The organism is Reinekea marinisedimentorum (assembly GCF_004341165.1).
Lineage (GTDB): Bacteria > Pseudomonadota > Gammaproteobacteria > Pseudomonadales > Natronospirillaceae > Reinekea > Reinekea marinisedimentorum.
In genome coordinates this window covers 1-24,592 of sequence record NZ_SLZR01000029.1, presented here as the reverse complement: position 1 = coordinate 24,592, position 24,592 = coordinate 1, and the positions used below count along the sequence as shown (strand labels likewise).

Genomic DNA, 24,592 nt, shown 5'->3' with positions numbered 1-24,592 from the left:
GATGGAAGCACTGGGTGCAGCCATGAGAAAGCTTGTTCAAATCTGTTTTGGCGTCGTTAAAAATCAAACGGAATATTGCGCACAAGCAGCTTGAAGAAGTGCTTGTACGCGATATGGAGAGATGGTATCTACAGGGCGCGGTGTGTTTGTAGGTTGGTCTTTAGGCCAACAGGGTTGCTTTTATATCTAAGGTTGACTTTGTCGGGCTGAAGCCCGACCTACAGAGTGCGGTGTGTTTGTAGGTTGGCCTTTAGGCCAACAGGGTTGCTTTTACATCTTAGGCTGACTTTGTCGGGCTGAAGCCGGACCTACAGGGTGCGGTGTGTTTGTAGGTTGGTCTTTAGGCCAACAGGGTTGCTTTAGCCAGATATGCAGAGCATGCCGAAAGGCAGAGAAGGAAAAAACCGGAAGGCAGTACTAGGAGTCGATAACTGCCTTCCGGGCGCTTTGCTTAATCTTTCCAAAAAGGTTTCGCAATTTCTGCTTTTGCCTGGGTCTTGCCAATGCCTACGTCTTTCAGCATGTGGTCGCTCAGGCCAGCCAGTGATTGGCGGGTTTTGTAATTGCGTAACCATTTCGTGAAACTGATCGCACGAGGAAACCCTACGTACATAGTTGAAAATGATTGCTTAAGTTGGTAAGTCGTCATGTCCGAGCCTCCTCGTTCGTTTAAGTTGTGCATATGGTAGAGCGGTACAGTGTTGCGGTACAGATTCAGAAATATTAAAGTTAGACCGGTACAGATTAAATCTGTACCGTTTAGTCTCAGTAAATCACGGCCTATCTGTACTGCTATAACTTATTTTTATGGATTGAATAAGTGGTACAGATGTAATTAGAGGGTTATCACTTATGGAATCGTTGCTCTACGAACAGCTGGCAGACCGGTTAATAGACCACATAGAAGAAGGGGTGTACCCGGTAGGCTCGCGTTTGCCATCTGTACGGGCGCTGGCGAAAAGTGAGCAGGTGAGCATTGCAACGGTTACCTCGGCTTACTCCATTCTTGAAGAGCGTGGCTGGGCCGAACCACGGCCAAAATCCGGTTATTTTGTTAAGCGTACGGCGATAGAGCCGTTGAGTATGCCGAAGAAATCCCGCGCAAAAACCAGCCCGCGTGCGGTCACCGTGGCCGAGCTAGCTATGGCCATTCAGCGCGGTGCGGCAGCCAGCCGTGGTGTGGTGTTCAGTGCGGCCATACCCGATCTGGAATTTCCCATTGCCGAAGTCGTGAAGCGCAACTTTACCCGTTTATCCCGCTATTCCAGCTCTTTTGGTAATGGCTACGAAACGCCCGAAGGTTTGTTGGAGCTTCGCCTGCAAATTGCCCGCCGTGCCATCGATGCCGGTGTGCATATCTCGCCCGATGCGCTCATTACCACCATGGGTGCACAGAATGCCATTTCCCATGCCTTGCGTGCGCTGACCACCGCGGGCGATATTGTAGCGGTTGAATCACCCTGCTATTTCGGCCTGCTGCAAATGATTGAGGGCTTTGGCCTGAAAGCCATTGAAATACCGACGGACCCGGTAACCGGCATCAGTGTCGATGCGCTGACACTGGCATTACAGCGTTGGCCAATTAAGGCGATCTTGACGATTCCGGCCTTTACCAACCCGCTGGGGTGCATTATTCCGATGGAGAAGAAGCGCATCCTCATTCAACTGGCGCAGCGTTACGATATCCCCATTATTGAAGATGACATCTATGGTGATCTGCAGTTTGAAGGGCGGCGCTCCAAGGCGTTGAAGTCTATCGACCCGGATGGTCGCGTACTGTGGTGTTCTTCGGTTTCTAAAACGATGGACCCACACCTGCGCGTTGGCTGGATAGCACCCGGCCGCTATTACGATGAAGTGCTGCAGCAGAAGTTTGTCAGCGAAATTTCTTCGCCGACGTTGCCGCAGGTGGTGACGGCCGAGATCATGAAAAAGGGCTTATATGACCGTCATTTGCGCCACGCCCGTGCCAGCTATCATCAGCGGTATATGCGTTTGCTGGAGCTGGCGCGTGAGCACTTCCCGGAAAGCATGCGGGTCAGCTCTGCCAAGGGCGGGCTGGTAGCCTGGTTTGAGATGCCCAGAAGCGTGGATGCCACCGAGCTGTATTACATTTGCCGCGAGGAAGATATTCACATTGCGCCGGGTGAGTTGTTCTCGGTTTCCGGCCTTTACCAGAACTGTTTCCGGCTGAGCTTTTCCAACGAATGGACGCCAGAGCGCGAGCAGGCGATCGCCTTTATTGGCCGGATCCTGAAAAAAATGACCTGATTGGCCGCGCTGCCAGCCAGGCAGCGCAGCTGCATTCCCGGCCAGTTATTCGGCTTCGGCCGGGATTCCTTCCAGTAAGCTGAACAGTGCTGAAAACTCCCGCGTGAGTTTGTGATTCGGCAGCATATGCACCAGCGGTTTTTGCTCGTGGTGCGACTCTTTCATCTTCACCGAGCTGGAAAGGTACTGCCCCAGCAGCGGCAGGCCGATGTCTTTAATCTGCTCAATGATCACCTTCGGGTAGTTGGCCTGATGATTGAACTGATTGACGATAATGCCCTCAATGACCAGCTCCGGGTTGTGGTCTTCGCGCAGCTCGGCAATGTTGTCCATCAGCGTGAGCAGCGCCTGCTGGGAAAAGGTATCGCAATCGAAGGGGATCAGCACCGTGTTTGCCGCGATCAGTGCCGATTTGCTGTAGAAGTTCAGGTTGGGTGGCGTATCGATATAGATGCGCTCAAACTCCTTTTCCAGCTCGTTCAGGGCGTCACGCAATTTGTATATTTTGTAGCGCCTTTCCAGATCTTTTTCCAACGATTCCAGCGTGGCGCTGGAAGGGATTAAATAAAGGTTTTCAAATGGCGTTTGCTGCGGAAACTTCGCCACCGGTTTGCTGGTGCTGAACCAGCCAGCGGTTTGGCTGAGCAGCTCGGCAATAGAATCTGTACCGCTGGCCTGTGCCCGGTCATGGCCAACGTAAAAGCTGGCGTTGCCCTGAACATCCAGATCGAGCAGCAGGGTTTTGTAGCCGTTTTCCGCACTGATGGCTGCCAGGTTGCAGGCAATGCTGGATTTACCCACGCCGCCTTTCTGATTAAAGACTACTCGTCGCATAAAGACTCCCTTTCTATAGCGTTCAATTTTTAACCATTCAGCCTAGACCCGGCTTTCGGCAGATGCCAATAACCGGTGTATTGGTGTATAAGAGTTTCAAATACTGATGTTAAACGGGAATGATGTGAGCAAAACTCAACGCCCTGTCATGGTCACCGGCGCAACCGGCTATGTTGCCGGGCATCTGGTTAAAAAGCTGTTGCAGCAGGGGCTGACGGTGCATGCGGCCGTGCGAGACCCGGCCAATACCACCAAGCTGAAGCACCTGAACGAGCTGGCCGAACAGCTGCCTGGCCGCATTAAATATTTTAAGGCCGATCTGCTGCACGAAGGCTCTTACCGGCAGGCGATGGATGGCTGCGAGCTGGTGTTCCATACCGCTTCGCCCTTTGTAACCAAGGTGAAGGATGCCCATAAAGAATTAATAGAGCCGGCGCTTTCCGGTACCCGGAACGTGTTGAAACAGGCAAACCAAACGCCTTCGGTGAAGCGGGTGGTGCTGACCAGCAGTTGCGCGGCCATCTGCGGCGACAATGCCGATATCGACCTCGCCCCGGGGCGTATCCTCAGCGAGTCCGTTTGGAACGAAACATCGTCGCTCAACCATAACGCCTATGCCTATTCAAAAACGCTGGCCGAACGCGAAGCCTGGAAGATTTACAACGCGCAGGCACGCTGGCAGCTGGTCACCATTAACCCCAGTTTAGTGATTGGACCGGCGGTAAACCCCTATGCGACCTCCGGCAGTTTTGACGTGGTGCGCCAGTGCGGTAACGGCAGCTTGCGCTTTGGTGCGCCGCGCTGGGGCTTTGGTGTGGTGGATGTGCGCGATGTCGCGGAAGCGCACTATAAGGCAGGCTTTACCGCAGAGGCAGAAGGGCGCTATTTAATCAGTGCCCACAATACCGATATGTTTGAGCTGGCCAATTCGTTAATGGAGCGCTACGGCGCAGCCTACCCGATCCCTAAAAGAGTGCTGCCCCGCTGGCCGCTGTGGTTGTTCGGCCCAATGCTGAACAAGGGCATGAGCCGCAAGGTGGTCGCCTTAAATGTAAACCGTCCGTGGCGGGCCGATAACAGTAAGGCCGTGCGTGAGCTGGGTATCCGCTACCGGCCGTTGCAGGAGTCGATGGAAGCGTTGTTTCAACAGATGATTGACCATGGCCGGTTTAAAGGTTCTTAACCGAAGAAGGCCCCGGTTTCATCGATATCAATGATGTTGAATACCTCTTCAATCGTGGTGGCTCGTTTATCCGGGCCGTATTCACGCCACTGTTGTTTTGAATCCATCCAGTAGATCTTCCAGTGCATTTCACTGCTGTCGTACTTGGCTTTGGCGATTGAAATCTCCTGCTGAACGCTTGGGTCATCCCACTGAGGACGAACTTCAAACAGTTGCATGGTGCGCTCTTCCAGGCGGCAGTCTAAATCGAGTTTGCTGCGGATTTCAGGCCTGGGGCGTCTTTTTGCCATAAAGGCAGCCTTTGCTTTTTCGTACTTCTTAATTTCAAATTCGCTCAGCGGCATAGGTTCTACCCGTAGAATATACTTTCCTTTCACACCCGCGTAGGTTGCACTCTGTTCCGGTTTGAGTAAAGTTCAACCCGCTGCTGCTATCGTAGGAGGATCTATAGTGAGTAAAGCAAGCCTTGCTAATACTGGCAATGCCTTTCCCTGTGCTATCAGTGCATGGGCAGAGCACGAGCAGGCGCTGGTTGGCTGGCTGCTGAAAGAAACCGGTAATAACCGGGCGCTCAGTGAAGACCTGCTGCAAGAAGTGTTTGTTAAATTGATGCAACAGCGTAATGCCTTCTGCGAGGTCGAAAACACCAAGGGCTGGCTGTTTCGTGTGGCCCGCAATTTACTGATCGATCATGCCCGCCGTGACCGCTATCAGCCCATCGAAGATACCGACATTGCCCATGAAGAGGCAGACCCTTCTGCCATTGATCTGTTGGCCATTAACTGCCTGCCACGGGTGCTCAATGAACTCGATGAGGAAGATCGCGACATCATTTTCGCTTGCGATATTAACGGTATGAAGCAACAGGAATATGCCGAACAGCATCTGCTTTCCCTGCCCGCGGTGAAATCCCGCCTGCGCCGTGCCCGGCAGAAACTGAAGCAGCAGATTGAAACGGCTTGTCATGTTCAGCTAGACGAAAACGAACAGGTTTGTTGCTTTACTCAACGCGCTCCGTGAGTCATCAAAGAATGTCGACACGTTTGCAGCCCAGGCGGAACCATCCCGCACCCTGAATTTAAACTGTAAATAGCATCGCTATTTTATAGAGCCTCTTCACGTATTTCTCGCCGGTGACTTTTGTATATTTATTCCAACTCAGACTATTAACTCAACTGAAGTTAGCTGGTTTCTAAGCTGCACAGGTATCAATAAATCTATAAAAACGGCTTAACCTGCTGCATCTATTTAAAACAAACACTTCGCGATTTTTGCCTTATTTGAGCATTTGGTTATGTTCCTGATTTTTTGGTTCGCGGTTTAAAACTGAAAGGATTAGGAGACACTTTAATGTCTTTAAAAAAAGTTTCTGTATTGGCTACCTTGGTTGCTGCCGTTTCAGCGGCAAATGCGGCGACCGTTAGCATTGATGATGCCAGCTTTGAAAACGGTTGGGGAAGTTGGGTCAGTTCATCTGCCTCGTTGACCGACAACGACGCTTACGATGGCGATTATGCTGCAGACATTAGTACATCGGGCAGTCGCTTTGAGCAGACTGTTTCTGTTGATGCGAATACCAGCTATACGCTGACAGCTCAAATAATGGGTAGCGGTGTTATCGGCGCGGATGTCGGAGCGGTTGAATATTCACAAAGCCTGACCGCCGATATGGATGACTGGATTGAAGTGAGTGTTCAGATTGAGTCCGGTAGTGAAACGGAAATAACACTTTTCGGTGCGTATAACGATGACGAGGGTTTAGTTGATTACGTTACCTTGGAAAGTACCGGTGAGAGTACGGCAGGGGAGACGGAAGAAACGGTCGATGAAGCGGATGACACCACCGATGACTCGGAAGATTCGGATGACTCGACTGAAGCATGTAGCGCAATTGATATGTCCGTGGTGGAAAGTACGTCCTCGTACGACAGCATCTACGAGCCTGGCAATACCATTGATAATGTTACGACAGATGAGTCTCGCTGGTCTTCCGATGAAAACGGCGCCTACATTACCTATTCGTTGGCGGATGTTTATAGCTTAAGTTCAATCGATATATTCTGGTACAAGGGCGATAGCCGATCCTCTTATTTTGATGTATCTGTTTCCAGCGATAACAGCAGCTGGACAGATGTGATTTCCGGTGGCAGTTCTAGTGGTTCATCGACCGGTTTTGAAGCCTTTGATCTGAGCGATGCAGAAGGCGAGTATGTTCGTATTACTGGCTACGGAAATTCCGCCAATGCGTGGAACAGCATTATTGAAGTGGATGTAAACGGTTGCCTAAGCGATGACAATGCCGATGATGACGAGCCTGAAGAAGATCTGCCGGTGACGGAGGAACCGGTTGAGGATGATTCTGAAGAAGAGGATTCTGGCGAAGAAGACAGCGGTACAATCGGTTCCGGCTCAACAGAATCTAATTTTACCCGTGGCTCATTGGGCGATAACGATACGGTGCCTACGATCGCTTGCGACACTACCGTTTCTTCAACTTCCGCGCTGGAAGACGCCGTGAGTGAAACCATGGAAGCCGGAACCACAATCTGTCTTGCCAATGGTGAATATACCGATCTGGAACTTCAGTTCGGTGGTGTTGGCTCATCTTCTGCGCCCATCAAAGTGGCGGCTGAAACATCCGGCGGCGTGACCATTGGTGGCACAGTATTGGTTCGTATGGGTGGTGAGTATGTTCAGTTGCAGGGCTTTATCTTTAAAGACGGTTTATCGGATGGCGACTTAATCCAAACCCGTCTGGGCAGTGACCCGGCTGAGTTCTGTTACAACTGCCGGATTACCGAAATCTCGGTGATCGACATGGATGAAGACGCAACCGACAGTAACCGCTGGGTTCACCTGTACGGTGAGTACAACCGTGTGGATCACAGCTATTTCTCGGGTAAATCAAATGCGGGCTCACTAATGACGGTCAGCCGGGAATTGAGCGATTACGTGACCGATGCGGCGGGCTCGTATGGCAACTATATGACCATCGACCATAACTATTTTGGTGATCGACCACCGGCGGATGGCAAAGCCTACGCAGAAAGCAGTGACAACGAATACGAAGCTATTCGTATTGGTACCAGTGAAACTCATGAGTCAGATTCCAACTCGGTGGTGGAATACAATTACCTGGAAAAAATTCAGGGTGAGGCGGAAGTTATCTCGAATAAATCGGGTAACAACACCATTCGCTTTAATACCATCCGTGATAGCTATGGTTCGCTGACGACCCGTCACGGCTCTTCAATTACTATTGAGGGCAACGTGATTATCGGTGATGACCACCCCTATGCCGGTGGTATTCGCATTGTTGATGATGGTCACAGCGTGTTCAACAACTATATTGAAGGTGCCCGTTATAAAGACACCACTCACCACGGCGGCATCGTATTAATGGGTTCGACCGTCAGCGCGACCGGCTCTACCAGTAGCGGCTATCAATACTTAACGAACGTTATGGTGGCCAATAACACCATCGTTGATAGCGTGAACAGCCTGAACGTTGATGGCGGGAGTAAAAGTTACAACCCGGATTCCGTATACCTGGTTAACAACCTGATTCAGGACGGCATTGGTGCGGTGATTACTCAATCGGATGATGGTATGCCGGAAAACTCAACCATTGAAGGCAATATCTTCTTTGGCCAGAGTTATGCCGACAGCGATACCCTGGCCGACGACTCTGTTTATGGAATTACCTGGTGGGACGCCGAGCTGGAGCAAGACAGCCAGGGCCTTTATCGCCCAACAGACAGCAGCAGTGCCAACCTGGAAGTTGATGCCTACAGCAACAGCAGCTTTGAAAGTATTGATGACGATATGGACGGTCAGTCCCGCAGCAGCGTGACGCTGGCCGGTGCAGATGAAATTGCCACCAGTGCCGCTTCAATCGGTTTGCTAAACCGTTACGATGTTGGCCCGATGACCTATACCCCGGAAGCGACTGAGCCGCATGTGGCCGAAGTTGAAATTGATAACTATGACTTCGACAACGGCAGTACAGGCTGGAATTTAGCGGATGCGTACATCTCGGAAGACAGCACGGTTGTGTTTTCGCGCGGTAGCAGTGCATACATTGATGTGGCCGGAGGCATTATCAGCCAGGAAGTGAGCATAGAAGCGAACACAAATTACACGCTGACGGCGTTTGTCAACGGTGAAGCGACGTTAGGGGCAGAGGTTGATGGCATTGATTACACCACGGCAACCAGTGCATCGGATTATGAACTGGCAACGGTGAGCTTTAACTCTGGCTCTGCAACCAGCATAACCGTTTATGGTACTGCAGTGGGCTCGGCAGCCGCGTTCGATAGCTTCCGTCTGGTTTCTCATGAAACCCTTTATTGAGTTACAGGTGTTAGTGAACTAAGTATTGGATACTGAGTTTTCTGGCGCTTTCAAACTGGGGTGAGCAGCGTTGTGCTCGCCCTTTTTTATTGTGTTTGCCGTTCATAAAAAAACTTTTAAAAAAAGCATCCTTTTCAGACCTGCTTCGTCTATTAAACAGATAAACAAAAAGCAGGTGTTTTATGTTCCAGATTTTTACTGACTTCGCCAGCTGGCTGGTGTACGGAATTTTCGGCTTAAGCGCCGAAACAAAAGCCGGTGATGCGCTTCATTTCTTTGTTGAAGATACCTCCAAGATTTTCGCCTTGCTGCTGGTGATGATCTACGCCGTATCTTTTTTACGCGCCGCACTCGATGTAGAGCGGGTGCGAGATTTTCTTGCCGGCAAGCACCGCTTTTTCGGCTATTCGTTGGGTGCGATGTTTGGTTCGGTCACGCCGTTCTGTTCCTGCTCCAGTATTCCGGTGTTCCTCGGTTTCACCTCGGCCGGCATTCCGCTGGGCATTACCATGTCGTTCCTGATCACCTCGCCATTGATTAACGAGGTAGCGGTCTTGCTACTGCTCGGCCTGTTGGGCTGGAAGTTTACCGTGCTGTATGTGGTGATCGGTATTCTGGTGGGCATCGCCGGCGGCATCTTTCTGGATGCGATTGGTGCTGAGCGCTGGTTGCAATCCTTTGCTGCCAATGCGCTGAAACGCGGTCAGGAGCAGCAGGATAGTACCAATGCGCAACCGGTTGCCAATAAACAGTCGTTATCGGCCAGGGCGCGTCACGAGTTCGCCAAAGATGAGACCAAAGCTATTTTCGGCCGCGTGTGGAAGTGGGTGTTCATAGGTGTTGGCTTAGGAGCAGCACTGCATGGCTTCGTTCCCGATGGTTGGATTGAAGCGCACCTGGGCGATAAGCAGTGGTGGTCTGTTCCGGCGGCTGTGTTGTTGGGCATTCCGTTGTATTCCAACGCCACCGGTGTGATCCCGGTGATGGAAAGCCTGATCGTCAATGGCTTGCCGATTGGTACTACCCTGGCGTTCTGTATGAGTACCGTCGCAGCGAGCTTCCCTGAGTTTGTGCTGCTGAAGCAGGTTATGCAGTGGAAGCTGCTGGCTGTGCTGTTCGCAGTGTTGTTGGCCGCCTTTACCCTGGTTGGCTGGTTTTTTAATGTCATTCCATTCATTTAAACAAGAGAGAAACTGAAAATGAAAACTGTAAAAATATTAGGTTCCGGTTGTAAAAACTGTCAGGTCACCGCTGATATCGTTGAGAAAACAGCCGCTCAGGCCGGTATTGAAATTGAGATGGTGAAGGTCACCGACGTTCAAGACATTATGGCTTATGGCGTCATGAAAACACCTGCCGTTGTTATCGACGAGCAGGTGGTCCACAAGGGCAGCGTGCCAAAAGAAGACGAAGCGAAAATCTGGTTTGCCTGATCAACGGTTAGCGGGCTAACCAACGAGCGGCGATCTCCGGAACGGAGCTTGCCGCCTTTTGTTGTATGTATTCATAGCCTGATGGCACGTTTTCAACATCCAGGCTGACAATAACCTTTTCCGCATGCAGCGGCGCTTCGTGCACCAGGCCGGCAACCGGGTAAACCTGCAACGACGTACCAACGACCAGTACTTTATCGGCATCCAGAAAATGATCGTAAGCCTCCTGGATGTGATTCACCGCCTCGCCAAACCAGACAATATGTGGCCGCAGTTGCGAGCCTAAGCTGCAGGTGTGGCCGAGTTCAATCGGCTCGTAGCTGATATCGTAAATCAGTGTTTCATCTTCGCTGCTGCGCGCTTTGGTCACCTCGCCATGAACGTGCAGAACGGTTTCCGAGCCTGCGCGCTCATGCAGGTCGTCGATATTTTGGGTCACCACGACAACTTCGTACTTTTCCTGCAAGCTGGCAATGGCCTCATGCGCCTTATTGGGCGCGGCATTCTTAACATCGGCGCGGCGTTGGTTGTAAAAGTTCAGCACCATTTCCGGGTTGCGGTGCCAGCCATCGAGCGAACAGATATCCTGCACGTTATGGTTGTGCCAAAGCCCGTTAGCATCGCGAAAGGTTTGGATACCGCTTTCGGCACTGACACCGGCCCCGGTGAAGACCACGACTTTTTCTCTGATTGGCGACATAAACTGACCTGTTGTAAACGAAGAAACAGAACAAAGTTTAACGTGAAATTGAAGGGTTGCTGAAAATACCGCTGATATTTTTGTTTTGTTGAGCGGTACAGCGGCTGTTAGGCGACAACGCCAGCGATATGGTGGTACAGCGGAATGCCCCAGATAACATTAAAGCTGAAGGTCACCGCCAGGCTGGCAACCAGCGCCTGTGCAACGTTTGCATTCGGTTGTGCCTGCTCAAAGACCGCCGGTACGGCAATGTACGAGGCACTGGCCGCCAGTGTCATCAGCAGGGTTGTACCGCCGATGCTCAACCCCAGCAACAGGGCAGTGCCCAGGCCAATCGCGGCGGCAAGCAACGGCATGAAGATGGCGAAGCAGATCAGGAACAGCTGGTTACTGCCAAACTCGCCAAACTTGCTGCCGGCGACTGCGCCCATGTGAATCAGGTAGAGCGCCAGCATCACCGCAAACAAGGGTTGCAGCTGTTTAACCATAGGCTCGGCGATATCTCCGTACAGGCCACCAATGACCAGGCCGATGAGCAGCAGCATCAGGCTTTGATGACCAAAGATCGTCTTCAGCGAGGTGCTCGACTGATTTCGGTTAAGCCACCACAGGCCCACCAGAATGGAAGGCAACTCCAGCAGGGCCACGTAGAGGTTGAGTGCGGCTTCATAGCTGACACCCTTTAACTGCAGGTAGCTCAGCGCCACGGCAAAGGTGCCTACGCTGACCGAGCCATAGTGGGCAGCCAGCGTCACCCTGTCGCTTTGGTTCATGGCGCTGAAGGTGTGAATGATCAACATGGCAACCAGCGTTAACACCACGCCCAGTGCGATCACAATAAGGCTGTTACTGATCAGGCTGAAGGTGAACTCCGAGGTCAGCGCCTGGCCGCCTTTTAAGCCGATGGTCAGCAGCAATACATAGGTGAGCAGCTGGTAGGTGGCCGGTTGAAACGCCAGGTTCACCCCCAGTCTGCGAATGATCAGGCTGAACAAAAAGAACAGCGCCAGAATATCGGGCAGGAATGAACTCATGCGGCAGACCTGCCTCTTTTAAGCAACGAGACTTTCACGGATTTACGGCTTTTCCAGCCAACGTAAACAACCAGGGCTGCGATGAGCATGAAGTAGTTGGTCACTACCATGCCGGTGCTCTGCGCCACGAGCGTCACTGCCAGCAGCATGAGTAAAGTCAGAAAGGAAAACACTAAAGTCATGGATACTCCGTTTGTTCAATGTATTTAGGCTGGCCCCTTCGGGCCCTTCAACCTTTGTTCGGCTGAGCGCGTCATGGTACGAATCAGATTCATAATTAAAAATATATAATCTTTATGATTCTCATAGATCAAAGTCTATGAGCGGGGCCAAAAGGGGGCTGGCAGGGGCGGTTATTGGGGGCAGAAGTCTTGGGGCGTGAGCGGTGGCCTGAGTGGTTCAGGCCTGCGTGGGCACGGCTATTCTGCCGCCGCCCGGTAGCTGATTTCGTTGATGATCCAGAATTTATTGCCTTCGGGCGTTGTCACGGAAATTTCGTCGTCGACGCGCTTACCCAGGCAGGCTTTGGCCATGGGTGAATCCACAGAAATATAGGCTCGGTGCCAGTAGATTTCTTCCGGACCCACAATGCGGATGTCCAGCTCTTTGCCATCGTCGTTTTCCAGATTGACCCAGGCTCCGAAGTAAGCCGCGCCTTCCTGTTGCGGGTTGTAATCGACAACTTTGACATCAAACAGGTACTTGCGCAGAAAGCGTACGCGCCGGTCTATTTCACGCAATTTGCGTTTGTTAAAGGTGTAATCGGCGTTTTCTGAGCGATCACCCAGGCTGGCAGCCCAGGTGACAATTTTGGTGATTTTAGGGCGTTCGTCACGCCACAAATAATCGAGCTCTTGCTGCAGCTTTAGGTAGCCTTCGCGGGTGATGATTTTGGTTTTCACTTAGCTGTTATTAACTCAAAGGTGGTGGTTAAAAAGTATATGCGCCTTTTGCGGTGAGGTAATTACTGTTGTAATCGATGCCGTCACTTTGTACCCGCACCTGGCTGAAGGTAAGGCCGTAGCTCCAGTGGCCGTTGGCTTTACCAAAGCCCATCATCCACGACAGGCCGTTGGCATCCAGTTCAATATCGGAAGACGATTCTTCACCGGTTAAATCCAACTTGCTGTAGCCAATGCCAAGGCCGCTTTCAATATACCAGCGGTTTTTAAACTGCCAGCTGGCGCCTGCGCCGGTCAGACTGAACATATCGTAAATGCCCTCGCCCTCGTGAAACCAGGCCGCGTCGTAAAGCCCGTAAACCGCCAGGCGGTCGAATGCCAGGCCCAACTTCGCGGTGGTGGTCAGCCCGGAGTAATAGAAGTTGTCTATTGATGTGTCGATAATCATGCCGTGCACGCCAACACCCAGGCTCAGGTAAGGCGCTATTGAAGAAGCCCGGCCACTGCCCTGGTTTTCGGATTCCGTTTGCGCCTCATCCGGGTTGCTGTAGGTAACACCCACCTGTTCTGGTGTGTAGGTTTGATCGTCGTCCCACTTATGGCAGTGAAAGCCGGTGGGTGATTCATGGCACCAGTTGGCGTCGACAGCACCAGGGTGAGCAAATGTGAGCGCCGGAGCACTGAATACAACGGTTGCAATGAATCTTTTCATTCGTTTTCAATTCCTTTTGGGCCAGTTTATGAAGGCTTTTCACTATCGCGTAACCGCCATAGTGATGCAATTAGTGTTTTACCCGTTTACCGCGCAGCATGGCGCGCACTTCAAAACGGTTGGGGTTGAGCTTGTTGAGCAGTTCCGCCTGAATGGGTAGTGGCTCGCCGCTGATCAGCGCAGCCAGTATTTTGGCTGTGTAGTGTGCGCTGCACAAGCCCTTGGAGCCATGGGCAATATTCAGCCAGAGCCCATTCACCGTTTCGGCAGCGGGCAGGCGATCGGTTTGTTTGCGTTGCACGGCAATGGTGAACTGGCGGTGCAGCCAATCCGGTTCACTGACAGCGCCGACGATTGGCAGGTAGTCGGGCGAGGTGCAGCGAATGCCGGCGCGGCCGCCAATCGCCTGCTGAGCTGCAATGTTTAGTTGCGGCAATCGCTGGTGCAGGGCGTTGATGTTTTCAGCGTTGTCCTCCGGTTTTAGTTCGCTGTTCTCGGTTTTTACCCGGAAGGTGCTGCCAATAATCAATTGCTGGTTATGCGTTGGCATGACATAGCGGTCGGTACAGATGACCGCTTTCAGGGCTGCACTGGTACTGGTTTCCTGCAGGTAAGTGACCTGGCCGGCAATCGGTTTAACCGGCAGGTGCTGAGTGTGCGGATGTTTTTTGGCATCGAAGCCGTTGCACAGAACAAGCTGATCAAACTGGTAGCTGTTGCGGTTGGCATCTGACAGCTGCCAGCCGTTTTCCTGCTGGGTAATTTCGGTGATTTCGGTTGCGGTTTTCACCTGCAGTTGAAATTCTTTAACCAGGTAACGGATCAACTCCGAAGGCGATAACCAGCCACCATCAGCAAACCACAGCCCCGGGTGCTCCACCTCTATGCCGGTTAACTCGCTAAGCTCCTGCGCAGTTTTGGGTTCCGCCAGTTCGCGTGGAATATCGTCGCTGCTATCAAACGCCTGCAGTTTTTTCAGCTCGCTGTCGCTGTTCGCCAGTTGCACCAGGCCACAGGCTTGGTGTGCAACTTCATTCGGCAGTGTCGCTAAAATGTGCTGTGCCTGTATCAACGCCTGTGCATAAAACTGGGTGGCGTCGTTTATTTTTGCAGAAAGCTTTGCGTAAACCGCGCCCTGTAAGTTTCCGGAACCACCACTGGCAACGGTTTGGTTTTTTTCAAAAACGGTAACCCGGTAACCACGTTTTGTGAGTTCCAGGGCCGTGCTGATACCGGCAATGCCGGCACCGATAATGGCAATGTTTTTTGCCCGGTTAGGTTCTGCAATGGGCATTTCTGAACAGGGCCAGCCGCCAACGTATGACGGGCCGCATAAGCCGATAAAATCACCACGCAGCTTGTGGCGTTTGCGGCCGTAACCTTTACTGCGGGTGAGCTTAAAGCCGGCACCGAGCAGGCCGTCTTTCACAATGCGCGCCGCGGTAAAGGTGGCTGCGGTGGTGCCGATGCGGCTTAACCGGCGGATGTGCTGGAACAGCTCGGGCTGCCACATATCCGGGTTCAGTGCCGGGCTGAAGCCATCCAGAAACCAGGCATCTACCGTGGCGGCCAGTTGGCTGTATTGGCTGCAGGCGTCGCCGTACATCAGCAGCAGAGTTACGTTGCCAAATACCAGCGGGTGATAGCCGCCCAGCGAGGGCGGGTACTGGCTCAGCAATTGTTTGCTCAGTTCCGCAAGCTCAGGCCACTGCTGATGAATGGCTTGCAGCTCGGCCCGCTCAATTGGGAATTTTTCACAACTGACAAAGGTAAGGCGGGCACCCTGTGGCGCCACCTCGTTAAACAGCTGCCAGGCCAGCAGGAAGTTCAGCCCGGTACCAAAGCCGGTTTCGGCAATGGTGAAGTTTTGCTGTTGCTGAAGCGCAGAAAACCGTTGCGGCAATTCGTTTTGTTCCAGAAAAACAAAGCGGGTTTCAGCAGGGCCTTCCCCTTTGGAGAAGTAAGAGTCGCCAAACTCACTGGAGCAGGGTGTGCCATCCTCGGCGAATGTTAATACGGCTTTTTGCATGGGTTTAGTGCTGTGTAGGCAGGGCGAGAATCTGGTTAAGCCAGTCTTCAAAGTAGGCTTTCGGCAGTACGATATCGTTCATAGAAAAGCGGTTTAAATCGTCCAGTGTGTATTGGGTGGCGATGTAAAGCTCCCACTGAACCACAACGTCATCAGCAATGCTGACAGCATTGGCCGGCGTGACAGGGAGTTCGGCATCGGGCGTTAAATCGTATTGATCAACAAAGTTACTGCACCATTCCACAATCTGGAAATGACTGTAGCGGGACATAGAGCCCAGCAAGCCCTGGCTGAGCAGATCAGCCAGGTTTGCAAGGATGAAAGGTTTATCAAGAGGTTTTTCAGACCAGGCCATTGGCGCTTTCCATTAATTTAATGGACGCAGTTTAACAGCCTGCCAAAATCAAGACCAACCGTCTTTGCGGCGTTTGTTGTTGCCGGTGAGGTGCGGAAGAATAAAGCCGAGAATAATGCCAAATACAGTCAGACCACCGCCGGCCAGCAACAGAATGTTGTCGTTGTATTCGCGCAGCGATTGGTTTTCAGCTTTCAGAACATCCAGCTCGGTATTGATGATGGCGTTCTCTTCCGAGATTTGCTGCAACTGCACATCCATATTCAGTGCATCACCACTGACGGCTTTTATGCGGTTCAGCTCTGAAGTGAGTTGCTCGTTATTTGTACGCAGAGTTTCCAGTTCGCCGCGAACATCGCCTTTATCGTTGAGCAGAGAGTTGTATTTCTCTTCCAGCGCTTCGTACTGGCTTTGCAGTTGATCTTTTTCGGCCTGAACCATTTCTGCGCGGATATCACCGGTAGGCTCGGTCACCAGGTACTGGCTTGGAATCCAGCCTTCAAGGCCATCTTCGGTTCGAACACGGTAAAAATCTGCGCCATCGGGCTTTTCCAGAACCTCCATGCGAGTACCGGAGGTGATGGTTTTCAGAATACGGTTGTTGTTGCTTGGTCCGGTACGGATATTGACGTACAGAACATCTCTTAACCAGACGGTTTCAGCCAAGGTGGCAACAGGTGCTGTAAACAGGGTGACGATGAGCAGCAGCTTAAGCATCTTTTTGAAATGCATGGATATTTCCTATCGGGTTAGACGTTGAATTAAAATGTGCCGATAACTTACAGGGGGCGCAGGGTTTATTGCAACCGCCAGGGCGTAAATTTGTTAATGTAGGCGCAACCGCGTTGGGCAAGCGCTCACAACGCCTTAAGAGGATTGTAAAAACTGATGATTGTAAATTGCACCCACGATTGGGAGTTACACTGCCATAGCCAATATTCTGACGGCTCGATGGGTTTAAAAGCGCTGTTTGAACTGGCGCAGAGCAACGGTGTTTCGCACCTGGCGCTGACCGATCACGATACCGCAGCCGGTTACCGGGCGGCGTTAGATGAGGCCCAGGTGCCCGAAGGCTTTACGCTGTACCCGGCAACGGAGCTTTCCTGCGTGTGGAACAAGCGCACGCTGCATGTTGTTGGCCTGGGTATCGATGCCTATTCCAGTGAGTGGCTGGCCGTTGAGCAGGCCTATAACCATCGCCGCGAAAAGCGATTCCAGCGCATCGTTTATCTGTTGCAGCGGGCCGGACTGAAAATAGATGAGCAGACGATTCGTGAATATGCCAAGCCGGGGCCGCCGGCACGACCGCATATTGCCAAACACCTGGTGGAAACCGGTCAGGCGAAGAACCTGGGTTCGGTCTACAAGCGTTGGTTGGGGCAGGGGCAGATCGGCGATGTGAAAAGCCAGTGGCCGGAAATGGCCGAAGCCATTGATGCCATCAACCGGTGCGGCGGCATTGCCGTGATAGCGCACCCGCACCGCTATAAGCTGACCTGGACCAAAGCCCGTGAACTGATCGCCGATTTCACCGCGGCCGGTGGCAAGGGTATAGAAGTGGCGTGCATTGGTATTCACCCGGAGTTCAGTAAGTTTCTGGTGGAGCAGGCGCAGCAGAACGATTTATACGTCAGTGGCGGCAGCGATTTTCACCACCCGGATTCTGCCTGGCTGAAGCTTGGCAAGTACCCGATGTGGCCAAACCATGCCGCAACCGTAAAAGACTGGTTGTTACGCAAATATGCAGCAGTTGGCCGTTAAATGCCCCGAACACTGAACAAACCGCAGTTTGTACAATCAATGTTCGAGGCGCTGGTAAGGTACTGATCAACAGGGTAAAGTAGCGGCCATATTTTATGGTACTTGGCGGGAGCCAACATGAGTCAATTTTTTGTTATTCATCCCGAAAATCCTCAGGCACGTTTAATCAAGCAGGCAGCCGATATCTTGCGCAACGGTGGGGTTATTGCGTACCCGACCGACACCGCATACGCGATTGGTTGCATGATGGGCGATAAGCACGGTATTGATCGTATTCGCCGCATCCGTCAGATTGATGAAAAGCACAATCTGACACTGGTGTGCCGCGATCTTTCTGATCTTTCCGTGTTTGCCAAGGTCGATAACGTCGCCTTTCGTTTAATCAAGAACAACACGCCCGGCCCCTATACCTTTATTTTGGAAGCCACGCGTGAGGTTCCACGGCGCATGCTGCACCCGAAGAAGCGAACCATTGGTTTGCGTGTGTTGGGTAACCAGATTGCCGCCGATTTACTGCAGGAACTGGGCGAGCCCATGCTCAGCGCCTCGTTGATTATGCCGAACGAAGACGCACCGCTGGCCGACCCGTATTACATTCGTGACCTGCTGGAAAACGATCTCGATCTGATCATCGACGGCGGCTTCTGCGGTTTTCAGGAATCCACCGTTGTCAGCCTTCTCGACGGCGTGCCAGAGGTGATTCGTGAAGGTGCTGGTGACCCGACTCCGTTTTTGTAAAAATCGCCCGTTATGACAGATCAGAACCCGACACCCACGGAACAGAATAACGCTGCGCAGGAAGTTGCCGAAGCGGAAGCGGCGGCAGCCACTGGCACGCAGCCGGATAAACTGTTCCAGGAAAGCGAGCTGCCGGTTCCGGAAGTAACGCTCACACCCAAGCAGCGCGCACTGAAAGCATTACGCGAGCGCGCCGCCGTGGAGCAGGCTGAAATGCCCTTTGCTGTGGTCGATGGCGAAGCCATGACGCAGATTCCGATTGATCTGTACATACCGCCCGATGCGCTGGAAGTTTTTCTGGATGCCTTTGAAGGCCCGCTCGATTTACTGCTGTATTTAATTCGCAAGCAGAATCTGGATATTCTCAACATCAACGTGTTTGAAATTACCCGGCAGTACATGGAGTACATCGAACTGATGCACAACATGCAGCTGGAGCTGGCAGCAGAATACCTGGTAATGGCCTCGATGCTGGCAGAAATTAAAAGCCGTATGTTGTTGCCACGCAACGTTGAGGCCGGTGAAGAAGACGAGGGTGACCCGCGTGCCGAGCTGATCCGACGCCTGCAGGAGTACGAGCAGTTCAAAGAGGCCGCCGAAAACATTGATGCCATGCCGCGCATTGGTCGCGATATTTTCACCGCGGAAGAGATGCGCCCCGATTACGAACGGCCCAAGCTGCACCCGGATGTTGATCTGCGCGAGATTATGCTGGCTTTTAAAGATGTGATGAGCCGTGCAGAAATGTTTGAAGAGCACGAGGTGCAGAAAGAAACACTTTCGACCCGCGCTCGAATGTCTGAAGTGTTAGACCGCTTGCAGGGCAAGGCGTTTGTTCCCTTTATCAGCCTGTTTGCTGCCGCAGAAGGCCGCATGGGCGTGATCGTTACCTTTTTAGCCATTATGGAACTTTCAAAAGAATCTCTGATCGACCTGGTGCAAAACGAGGTGTTTGCTCCGATTCATGTGAAAGCAAGGTCGGAATAAATATTGGAACCACTATGACTGACCCTACTAACGAAAACAGCCAACCGGAAAAAAGCCTGGAAGAATTGGCACAAAGCCTGGAAGCCAGCTCGCCGGAAGCAGACGAGCCGGCTTCTGAAAGCCCGGAGCTGAACGAAATAGAACAGGTAGACCCGGCAGCGCATGGCGATATTGAACTGTCGGCACTGGTGGTTGAGCTGGAAGACCCTGAAAAGGGCGATCCTTACGGTGGCCATACCCCGGAAACGGTGAAAAATATTATCGAGGCTGCGCTGTTTGCATCGGGCACCACGCTGAGCGTTTCACATTTGCGTGCGCTATTTGAAGAGCATGAGCGACCGCACGGTAAAACCGTTCGCGCACTGCTGGCCGAGCTGATCGCTGCTTATCAGGGGGGCGGTATACAGCTGGTGGAAGTTGCCAGTGGTTACCGGTTTCAAACGGATGCCGGTACCGCGCAATGGGTTGCTAAACTGTGGGATGAAAAACCTCAGCGTTACTCACGGGCACTGATGGAAACCATTGCGCTGATTGCTTACCGGCAGCCGATTACCCGTGGCGAAATTGAAGATGTTCGCGGTGTGGCCGTGAGCTCTAATATTGTTCGTACGCTACTGGAACGCGATTGGGTGCGTGTTGTGGGTCATCGGGATGTACCCGGCCGGCCGGCTATGTATGCCACCACACGACAGTTTCTGGATTACTTCGGCTTAAGCTCGCTGGATCAACTGCCAAGCCTTTCAGAAATTCGCAACATGGATGAGCTGAACCCGCAAATGGATCTGGATTCCGGTGACGGCGGAGAGGTTGAAAACGATGCGCAATCGGAGATCTCATTCAGTGGCTTAATTGAAAAGATTCGAGACAGCCAAACCACCGGTAAAACCGGTAACCAGTTTATTGATGAGCAGCTCGATGACGAACTGAAAGAAATGGATGATGTGAATGCCCAGTTTGAGCAATCGTTGCAGCAACAGCGGGCCGAGCATGAACATCCTGATTTAGATTTAAATGATGGCGATGACGAACCTGAATCAACGCCGGAGCAAACTGAACAGGAACGTTCAGAACAGACTGAAGAACCAGAAAACCTTCAGCCACAATCTTTGCAAGAAAGTGAACCGCAAACGGAACTTTCTGAAGAAGAGCAGTGGAAAATTATTCAGGAAAAACTAGCACAACAACAGGCACTGTTGGACGGTCGCGAGAGTGACCAGCAGGGCGAGGATGATGAAAATGAGTGAAGAAAGAATTCAGAAAGTTTTAGCAAATGCAGGCTCAGGTTCGCGCCGCGAAATGGAGCGCGCCATTGATGAAGGCCGAGTACTGGTGAACGGTGAAGTCGCCAAGCTGGGCGATAAAATTACCCCGCGTGACGAGCTGAAATTGGATGGCAGAACCATTAAGGTTGAAAACAAAGCTGTGCGCCGAGTGCTGGTTTACAACAAGCCGGAAGGCGAAATCTGCACCCGTAAAGACCCGGAAGGGCGCCATACGGTTTTCGACAAACTGCCGAATATAAATGGCGAGCGTTGGGTGGCGATTGGCCGCCTGGATATTAATACCTCCGGTTTGTTGTTGTTCACAAACGACGGTGAGATGGCCAACCGGCTGATGCACCCCAGTCGTCAAATTGAACGCGAATACGCCGTGCGTGTGCTGGGTGAAGTTACCCAGGAGCATATCGATAACATGTGCAATGGCGTAGAGCTGGAAGATGGCCCGGCGAAGTTTACTGATGTGCAGTTCTTCGATGGTAAAGGCGCTAACCAGTGGTTCCATGTGGTTATTATGGAAGGCCGTAACCGTGAAGTGCGCCGCTTATGGGAAAGCCAGGGTCTGCAGGTTTCGCGTTTGAAACGCGTGCGCTATGGCTCGGTATTTTTGGATTCCGAAGTACGCGCCGGTACCTGGCAGGAGCTGCCTAAAAAAGAGATCGATAAACTGGCTGCAACAGTAGAGCTGCCCGCAATGCCTTGGAAGTCTATTGTTAAAAACAAGTTCGACCCACTGAAACGCAAGATGGAAAAGCAGCGTACGCGTCGCTCTGTGGGTAAAGGCCGTAAGTAATGGCGGCTGGTTAGTTTAATTTTATCCTGTGAACTGAAAGCTGTGTGAGCGGAATGTCGAATAAAGTAGACGTATTAATCATAGGGGCCGGAGCATCCGGCCTTTTTTGTGCAATCGAAGCGGCCAAGCGCGGACGCAGCACATTGGTGCTCGACCACGCCAATAAAGCCGGAAAGAAAATACTCATGAGCGGTGGTGGGCGCTGTAACTTCACCAATATGGACGTAACCCCGCAAAACTATTTAAGCGCCAACCCGCACTTTGTGCGCAGTGCCTTAAGCCGCTACACCCAGTGGGATTTTATCGGCCTGGTGTGTCAGCACGGTATTGCTTACCACGAGCGCGACCATGGCCAACTGTTTTGTGATGACAGCGCTAAAGACATCCTCAACATGCTGCTGGCCGAGGTGGAACAGGCCGGTGCCAGTATTCAGTTGAAAACTGAAATCACCGCTATTGAAAAGCAGGAAGACCAGTTTCTGGTACGGACCACACAGGGTGACTACCTTGTTCAATCGCTGGTGGTAGCCACGGGCGGGCTTTCAATACCCACCATGGGGGCAACCGATTTCGGCTTTAAAATTGCCCAGCAGTTTGGTCATACCCTGGTGCCATACCGCGCCGCACTGGTGCCCTTTACCTGGAATACCAAAGATAAACCACAATGGAGCGAGCTTTCCGGCCTTTCACTACCGATAACCGCAACCGCTAATAACGGCCACAGTTTTACGCTGGATGCGCTGATTACCCACCGCGGTTTAAGTGGCCCGGCCATGCTGCAAATTTCCAACTATTGGCAGCCGGGTGAAACCCTCACCATCGACTGGTTACCCGCCATTGATATTAACGGCGAAATTCAGCAGGCACGGCACGCACAGGGTAAAAAGCAATTTAAAACCTTCTTGTCTGCTCTTATGCCCGCGCGATTGGCTGAGCATTTTTGTGCGCAGCTAAATCTGCAAAAAACACTGGCAGAGCTTTCTAAAAAGGATGTTGAGCTGATTCAGCAAACCCTGCACAGCTGGGTATTTGTGCCTGGAGGCACCGAAGGTTACCGTACTGCTGAAGTGACCATCGGCGGGGTAGATACCAGTAAGGTTTCTTCTAAAACGCTCGAAAGCCAACTGTGCAATGGGCTCTATTTTATTGGTGAAGTACTGGATGTGACCGGGCACTTGGGCGGTTACAACTTTCAGTGGAGCTGGAGTTCTGGCTGGGCGGCGGGACAGGTTGTTTAGCTAATGGGTGCTTACATTAAAAGTGAAGACAATGACATTAGAGTGAAGACAAAGTTTTACCTATTGTAAGTAATAGTTAAGACAAGCTACCCCTTCTAGCCCCTTTATTTCTTTTTTTTGTTTGTTTTTTGAGCTCCTTCCCCGAGATTACATTAAAGTGAAGACTAAGCCCTAGTTGTAGGCCTTGTAGGTTAGGAGAGTTGCGTAGTTCTACCGGTGTAAGGTTGTGTCTGCTCTAATGCGTGAGATTGGATTTTTTGTGGATCCCCGGTCTGCTCTTACCGTTAGTTCGTAATCTTTCTTATTCAGCCTGAAAGTAGCAGTTCGAGGTGAGTTGACGGGTTGCTCTTGGATTGGACCTCTAAAGGCTTGCTGCACTATAGCGGCCATTATGAGAATTTCGGGGCATTCTTGTTTAGCTGTGAAGTAGAGGTTAATTTACCACCCTGATAAATTGTTTGTGCCCCAAAATCGTTTATCTAAAACTATTCAAATTTAACAGTATTTTTTGTTGATTTTCGCATGGTTAAGAAAACTCATCATTGCGTTCAATTGTAATGGAATTTTCTACTTATAACTGTCTTGGTTTTTCGGGGGGATTACATCTTTATTTCTGTTTATTCACGAAATTCGCCTGATCATATATGTTTTGGCGCATTTAGGTTTCTTTTCAATATTTCAGGCGTAATTCCCCTCCCCCATTCTTTTTGTATCGGGTCAGCACCTTTCCTTCTAGCCACTGTTTAAGTTGTCGAGTGCTCTTTCAAACTCATACTAGTAAGGATACAAGTTATTTTTTTAAATAAACTATGTCGTTCGAGTTATCGAAGTAAAGACTGGTTCCTTTAAAAAAATCGCTACCGATTATGGCTTCATCAACATCTGTAACTATTATGTCTAAATGGCTAATTTCTTCTTTACCTAAATATACAGTTTGGTTAGGTATGACCTTTGCCGAAATTTTATGTTTTCCAGTTGCTGTTGTTGCTGTTCCTCTTTTAACTACATATTCGTTTGTTTGTAGTAAGGCTTTCGCTATTTTTGAGTTGTGAGGTAACAGTATTGCAGCTGAACTTCCTAAATCTATTTGAGCGTATTGCTTTATTCCACCTATATCTATTTCTATGTATTTAAGGCCGTTTTTTACGGTGGTGTTGAGCTCCGCGTAATTGTACTTGATAAGGCTTCGGTCTGAAAATTCAATGTAATTTTCTGTGAAACTAATTAGCCAATTTGCCTTGTTTATGACGGGTGCCCCAATCAAACCGCCAAAATTATCTATCTCCTTACTAAGGACTGGACGGTTACCATTGACTGCAAAGGTATCGACAAATTCAATATCCATAATCTTTATAGAATCTATGTACTCACTTCCGTACTCTAACGTTTCGCCAAGCGGACTGCTAACGTTCACACTTTTTCCACTACTTTTATTTTTATGTATAAATGATGCCTCAGCGCCAGTATCGAAAATGTAATTTTTTTCCTCACCATGGATATTTGCTGAAATAAGGATCCTTGATCCTATAAATGAAATATCGCCTTTGGCATAAAACTTATCGGGCTTAACGCTTCCATGACTTTGTAGATCACTCAACCTAACCGTAGAGCAGCCAACCGTTGAGAGTATGAAGAGTAGAACAGGACCAAGTAAAAAAAATCTCATAGTTTGAAACTTACCTCATGTAATAATTACTCTAGTCCGGATATTTTACAAAAACTATAAATCTGATAGCTACCCTCCTACAAACTATCTTCTCTGCTGCAATTTAGCTAGTGCAGGTTAGCGTGAAAACCGCGTTGTCTGTAATCATGAGCTTAATCTACTACCAAAGTGAAACTAAATAAATTGAAAACAAGAGTTAAGCTCATTAGGGAGGTAGGAGTTACCTATAGTTAGTGCCCATCCAGAAACAGCTAACTCATTAATTTAAAAGAATAATTTTCAATAAACCAAAAAAAATCCTTTTGTGTTTTGTTAAAGTTTAATCA

Annotated in this window: 24 protein-coding genes; 12 read left to right on the top strand and 12 right to left on the bottom strand. The window is 50.8% G+C overall.

Translation table 11 applies throughout. From position 1 onward, the window contains the following. Positions 1 to 451: 451 nt before the first annotated feature. Positions 452 to 649: a DUF1127 domain-containing protein gene (locus BCF53_RS18440; protein ID WP_165901993.1), complete on the bottom strand. Its 198-nt coding sequence runs from the start codon at positions 647 to 649 to the stop codon at positions 452 to 454. Between the two features lie 203 nt (positions 650 to 852). Here BCF53_RS18440 and BCF53_RS18435 point away from each other — a divergent pair, with 203 nt between their 5' ends. Next, positions 853 to 2,271: an aminotransferase-like domain-containing protein gene (locus BCF53_RS18435; RefSeq protein WP_132704127.1), complete on the top strand. Its 1,419-nt coding sequence runs from the start codon at positions 853 to 855 to the stop codon at positions 2,269 to 2,271. Between the two features lie 45 nt (positions 2,272 to 2,316). Here BCF53_RS18435 and BCF53_RS18430 read toward each other — a convergent pair whose 3' ends face one another. Next, entirely contained in the window at positions 2,317 to 3,105 is a 789-nt protein-coding gene (locus BCF53_RS18430) for a ParA family protein (protein WP_132704125.1), read from the bottom strand. A gap of 124 nt (positions 3,106 to 3,229) precedes the next feature. Here BCF53_RS18430 and BCF53_RS18425 point away from each other — a divergent pair, with 124 nt between their 5' ends. Then, entirely contained in the window at positions 3,230 to 4,288 is a 1,059-nt protein-coding gene (locus BCF53_RS18425; protein WP_207902787.1) for an NAD-dependent epimerase/dehydratase family protein, read from the top strand. On the opposite strand, the gene BCF53_RS18420 is transcribed toward BCF53_RS18425, so the two are convergent. Beyond that, on the bottom strand, positions 4,285 to 4,632 hold the full coding sequence (locus BCF53_RS18420; RefSeq protein WP_132704121.1) for a DUF3024 domain-containing protein: 348 nt from the start codon (positions 4,630 to 4,632) through the stop codon (positions 4,285 to 4,287). The two genes, BCF53_RS18425 and BCF53_RS18420, sit on opposite strands and share 4 nt — an antisense overlap. A 106-nt stretch (positions 4,633 to 4,738) precedes the next feature. Here BCF53_RS18420 and BCF53_RS18415 point away from each other — a divergent pair, with 106 nt between their 5' ends. From BCF53_RS18415 to BCF53_RS18400, 4 genes are all read left to right on the top strand, one after another. Continuing rightward, positions 4,739 to 5,308, top strand: a complete 570-nt coding sequence (locus BCF53_RS18415) for a sigma-70 family RNA polymerase sigma factor (RefSeq protein WP_132704119.1) — start codon at positions 4,739 to 4,741, stop codon at positions 5,306 to 5,308. A 330-nt stretch (positions 5,309 to 5,638) separates the two neighbouring features. After that, positions 5,639 to 8,641 (top strand): polysaccharide lyase 6 family protein, encoded by a 3,003-nt coding sequence (locus BCF53_RS18410; protein ID WP_132704117.1) that lies wholly within the window; start codon positions 5,639 to 5,641, stop codon positions 8,639 to 8,641. 182 nt (positions 8,642 to 8,823) lie between these two features. Next, complete coding sequence (locus BCF53_RS18405; RefSeq protein WP_132704115.1) at positions 8,824 to 9,822, top strand: permease; 999 nt, start codon at positions 8,824 to 8,826, stop codon at positions 9,820 to 9,822. A gap of 18 nt (positions 9,823 to 9,840) precedes the next feature. After that, a complete protein-coding gene (locus BCF53_RS18400) occupies positions 9,841 to 10,074 on the top strand; it encodes a thioredoxin family protein (RefSeq protein WP_132704113.1) in 234 nt (77 codons plus the stop codon). A 7-nt stretch (positions 10,075 to 10,081) separates the two neighbouring features. Here the strand turns inward: BCF53_RS18400 and BCF53_RS18395 are convergent, their stop codons facing one another. The 8 genes from BCF53_RS18395 to BCF53_RS18360 form a co-directional block, all read right to left on the bottom strand. Further along, a complete protein-coding gene (locus BCF53_RS18395; RefSeq protein WP_132704111.1) occupies positions 10,082 to 10,774 on the bottom strand; it encodes an SIR2 family NAD-dependent protein deacylase in 693 nt (230 codons plus the stop codon). Positions 10,775 to 10,881: 107 nt separating this feature from the next. Continuing rightward, positions 10,882 to 11,808 (bottom strand): sodium-dependent bicarbonate transport family permease, encoded by a 927-nt coding sequence (locus BCF53_RS18390; RefSeq protein WP_132704109.1) that lies wholly within the window; start codon positions 11,806 to 11,808, stop codon positions 10,882 to 10,884. Then, positions 11,805 to 11,990, bottom strand: a complete 186-nt coding sequence (locus BCF53_RS18385; protein WP_132704107.1) for a hypothetical protein — start codon at positions 11,988 to 11,990, stop codon at positions 11,805 to 11,807. Before BCF53_RS18385 ends, BCF53_RS18390 begins: the two co-directional genes overlap by 4 nt. 237 nt (positions 11,991 to 12,227) lie before the next feature. After that, entirely contained in the window at positions 12,228 to 12,710 is a 483-nt protein-coding gene (gene greB / locus BCF53_RS18380) for a transcription elongation factor GreB (RefSeq protein WP_132704105.1), read from the bottom strand. Positions 12,711 to 12,738: 28 nt separating this feature from the next. Then, positions 12,739 to 13,422 (bottom strand): hypothetical protein, encoded by a 684-nt coding sequence (locus tag BCF53_RS18375; RefSeq protein ID WP_132704103.1) that lies wholly within the window; start codon positions 13,420 to 13,422, stop codon positions 12,739 to 12,741. A 70-nt stretch (positions 13,423 to 13,492) separates the two neighbouring features. Continuing rightward, on the bottom strand, positions 13,493 to 15,451 hold the full coding sequence (gene mnmC, locus BCF53_RS18370) for a bifunctional tRNA (5-methylaminomethyl-2-thiouridine)(34)-methyltransferase MnmC2/FAD-dependent 5-carboxymethylaminomethyl-2-thiouridine(34) oxidoreductase MnmC1 (protein ID WP_132704101.1): 1,959 nt from the start codon (positions 15,449 to 15,451) through the stop codon (positions 13,493 to 13,495). Between the two features lie 4 nt (positions 15,452 to 15,455). Next, positions 15,456 to 15,806, bottom strand: a complete 351-nt coding sequence (locus BCF53_RS18365) for a hypothetical protein (protein ID WP_132704099.1) — start codon at positions 15,804 to 15,806, stop codon at positions 15,456 to 15,458. A 48-nt stretch (positions 15,807 to 15,854) separates the two neighbouring features. Next, positions 15,855 to 16,538 (bottom strand): TIGR04211 family SH3 domain-containing protein, encoded by a 684-nt coding sequence (locus tag BCF53_RS18360; protein ID WP_132704097.1) that lies wholly within the window; start codon positions 16,536 to 16,538, stop codon positions 15,855 to 15,857. Between the two features lie 156 nt (positions 16,539 to 16,694). Here BCF53_RS18360 and BCF53_RS18355 point away from each other — a divergent pair, with 156 nt between their 5' ends. From BCF53_RS18355 to BCF53_RS18330, 6 genes are all read left to right on the top strand, one after another. Then, positions 16,695 to 17,567: a PHP domain-containing protein gene (locus BCF53_RS18355; protein WP_132704095.1), complete on the top strand. Its 873-nt coding sequence runs from the start codon at positions 16,695 to 16,697 to the stop codon at positions 17,565 to 17,567. A 117-nt stretch (positions 17,568 to 17,684) separates the two neighbouring features. Next, a complete protein-coding gene (locus BCF53_RS18350) occupies positions 17,685 to 18,305 on the top strand; it encodes an L-threonylcarbamoyladenylate synthase (RefSeq protein ID WP_132704093.1) in 621 nt (206 codons plus the stop codon). A 12-nt stretch (positions 18,306 to 18,317) separates the two neighbouring features. Further along, positions 18,318 to 19,292: a segregation and condensation protein A gene (locus tag BCF53_RS18345; RefSeq protein ID WP_243645869.1), complete on the top strand. Its 975-nt coding sequence runs from the start codon at positions 18,318 to 18,320 to the stop codon at positions 19,290 to 19,292. Positions 19,293 to 19,306: 14 nt separating this feature from the next. After that, positions 19,307 to 20,536, top strand: coding sequence for an SMC-Scp complex subunit ScpB (gene scpB / locus BCF53_RS18340; RefSeq protein ID WP_132704091.1), 1,230 nt, complete (start codon positions 19,307 to 19,309; stop codon positions 20,534 to 20,536). Beyond that, a complete protein-coding gene (rluB, locus tag BCF53_RS18335; protein ID WP_132704131.1) occupies positions 20,523 to 21,362 on the top strand; it encodes a 23S rRNA pseudouridine(2605) synthase RluB in 840 nt (279 codons plus the stop codon). The genes scpB and rluB overlap by 14 nt, the downstream gene beginning before the upstream one ends. Before the next feature lie 53 nt (positions 21,363 to 21,415). Continuing rightward, entirely contained in the window at positions 21,416 to 22,600 is a 1,185-nt protein-coding gene (locus BCF53_RS18330) for a BaiN/RdsA family NAD(P)/FAD-dependent oxidoreductase (RefSeq protein ID WP_132704089.1), read from the top strand. 790 nt (positions 22,601 to 23,390) lie between these two features. Here the strand turns inward: BCF53_RS18330 and BCF53_RS18325 are convergent. After that, on the bottom strand, positions 23,391 to 24,266 hold the full coding sequence (locus BCF53_RS18325; RefSeq protein ID WP_132704087.1) for a pepsin/retropepsin-like aspartic protease family protein: 876 nt from the start codon (positions 24,264 to 24,266) through the stop codon (positions 23,391 to 23,393). Between the last annotated feature and the right edge of the window lie 326 nt (positions 24,267 to 24,592).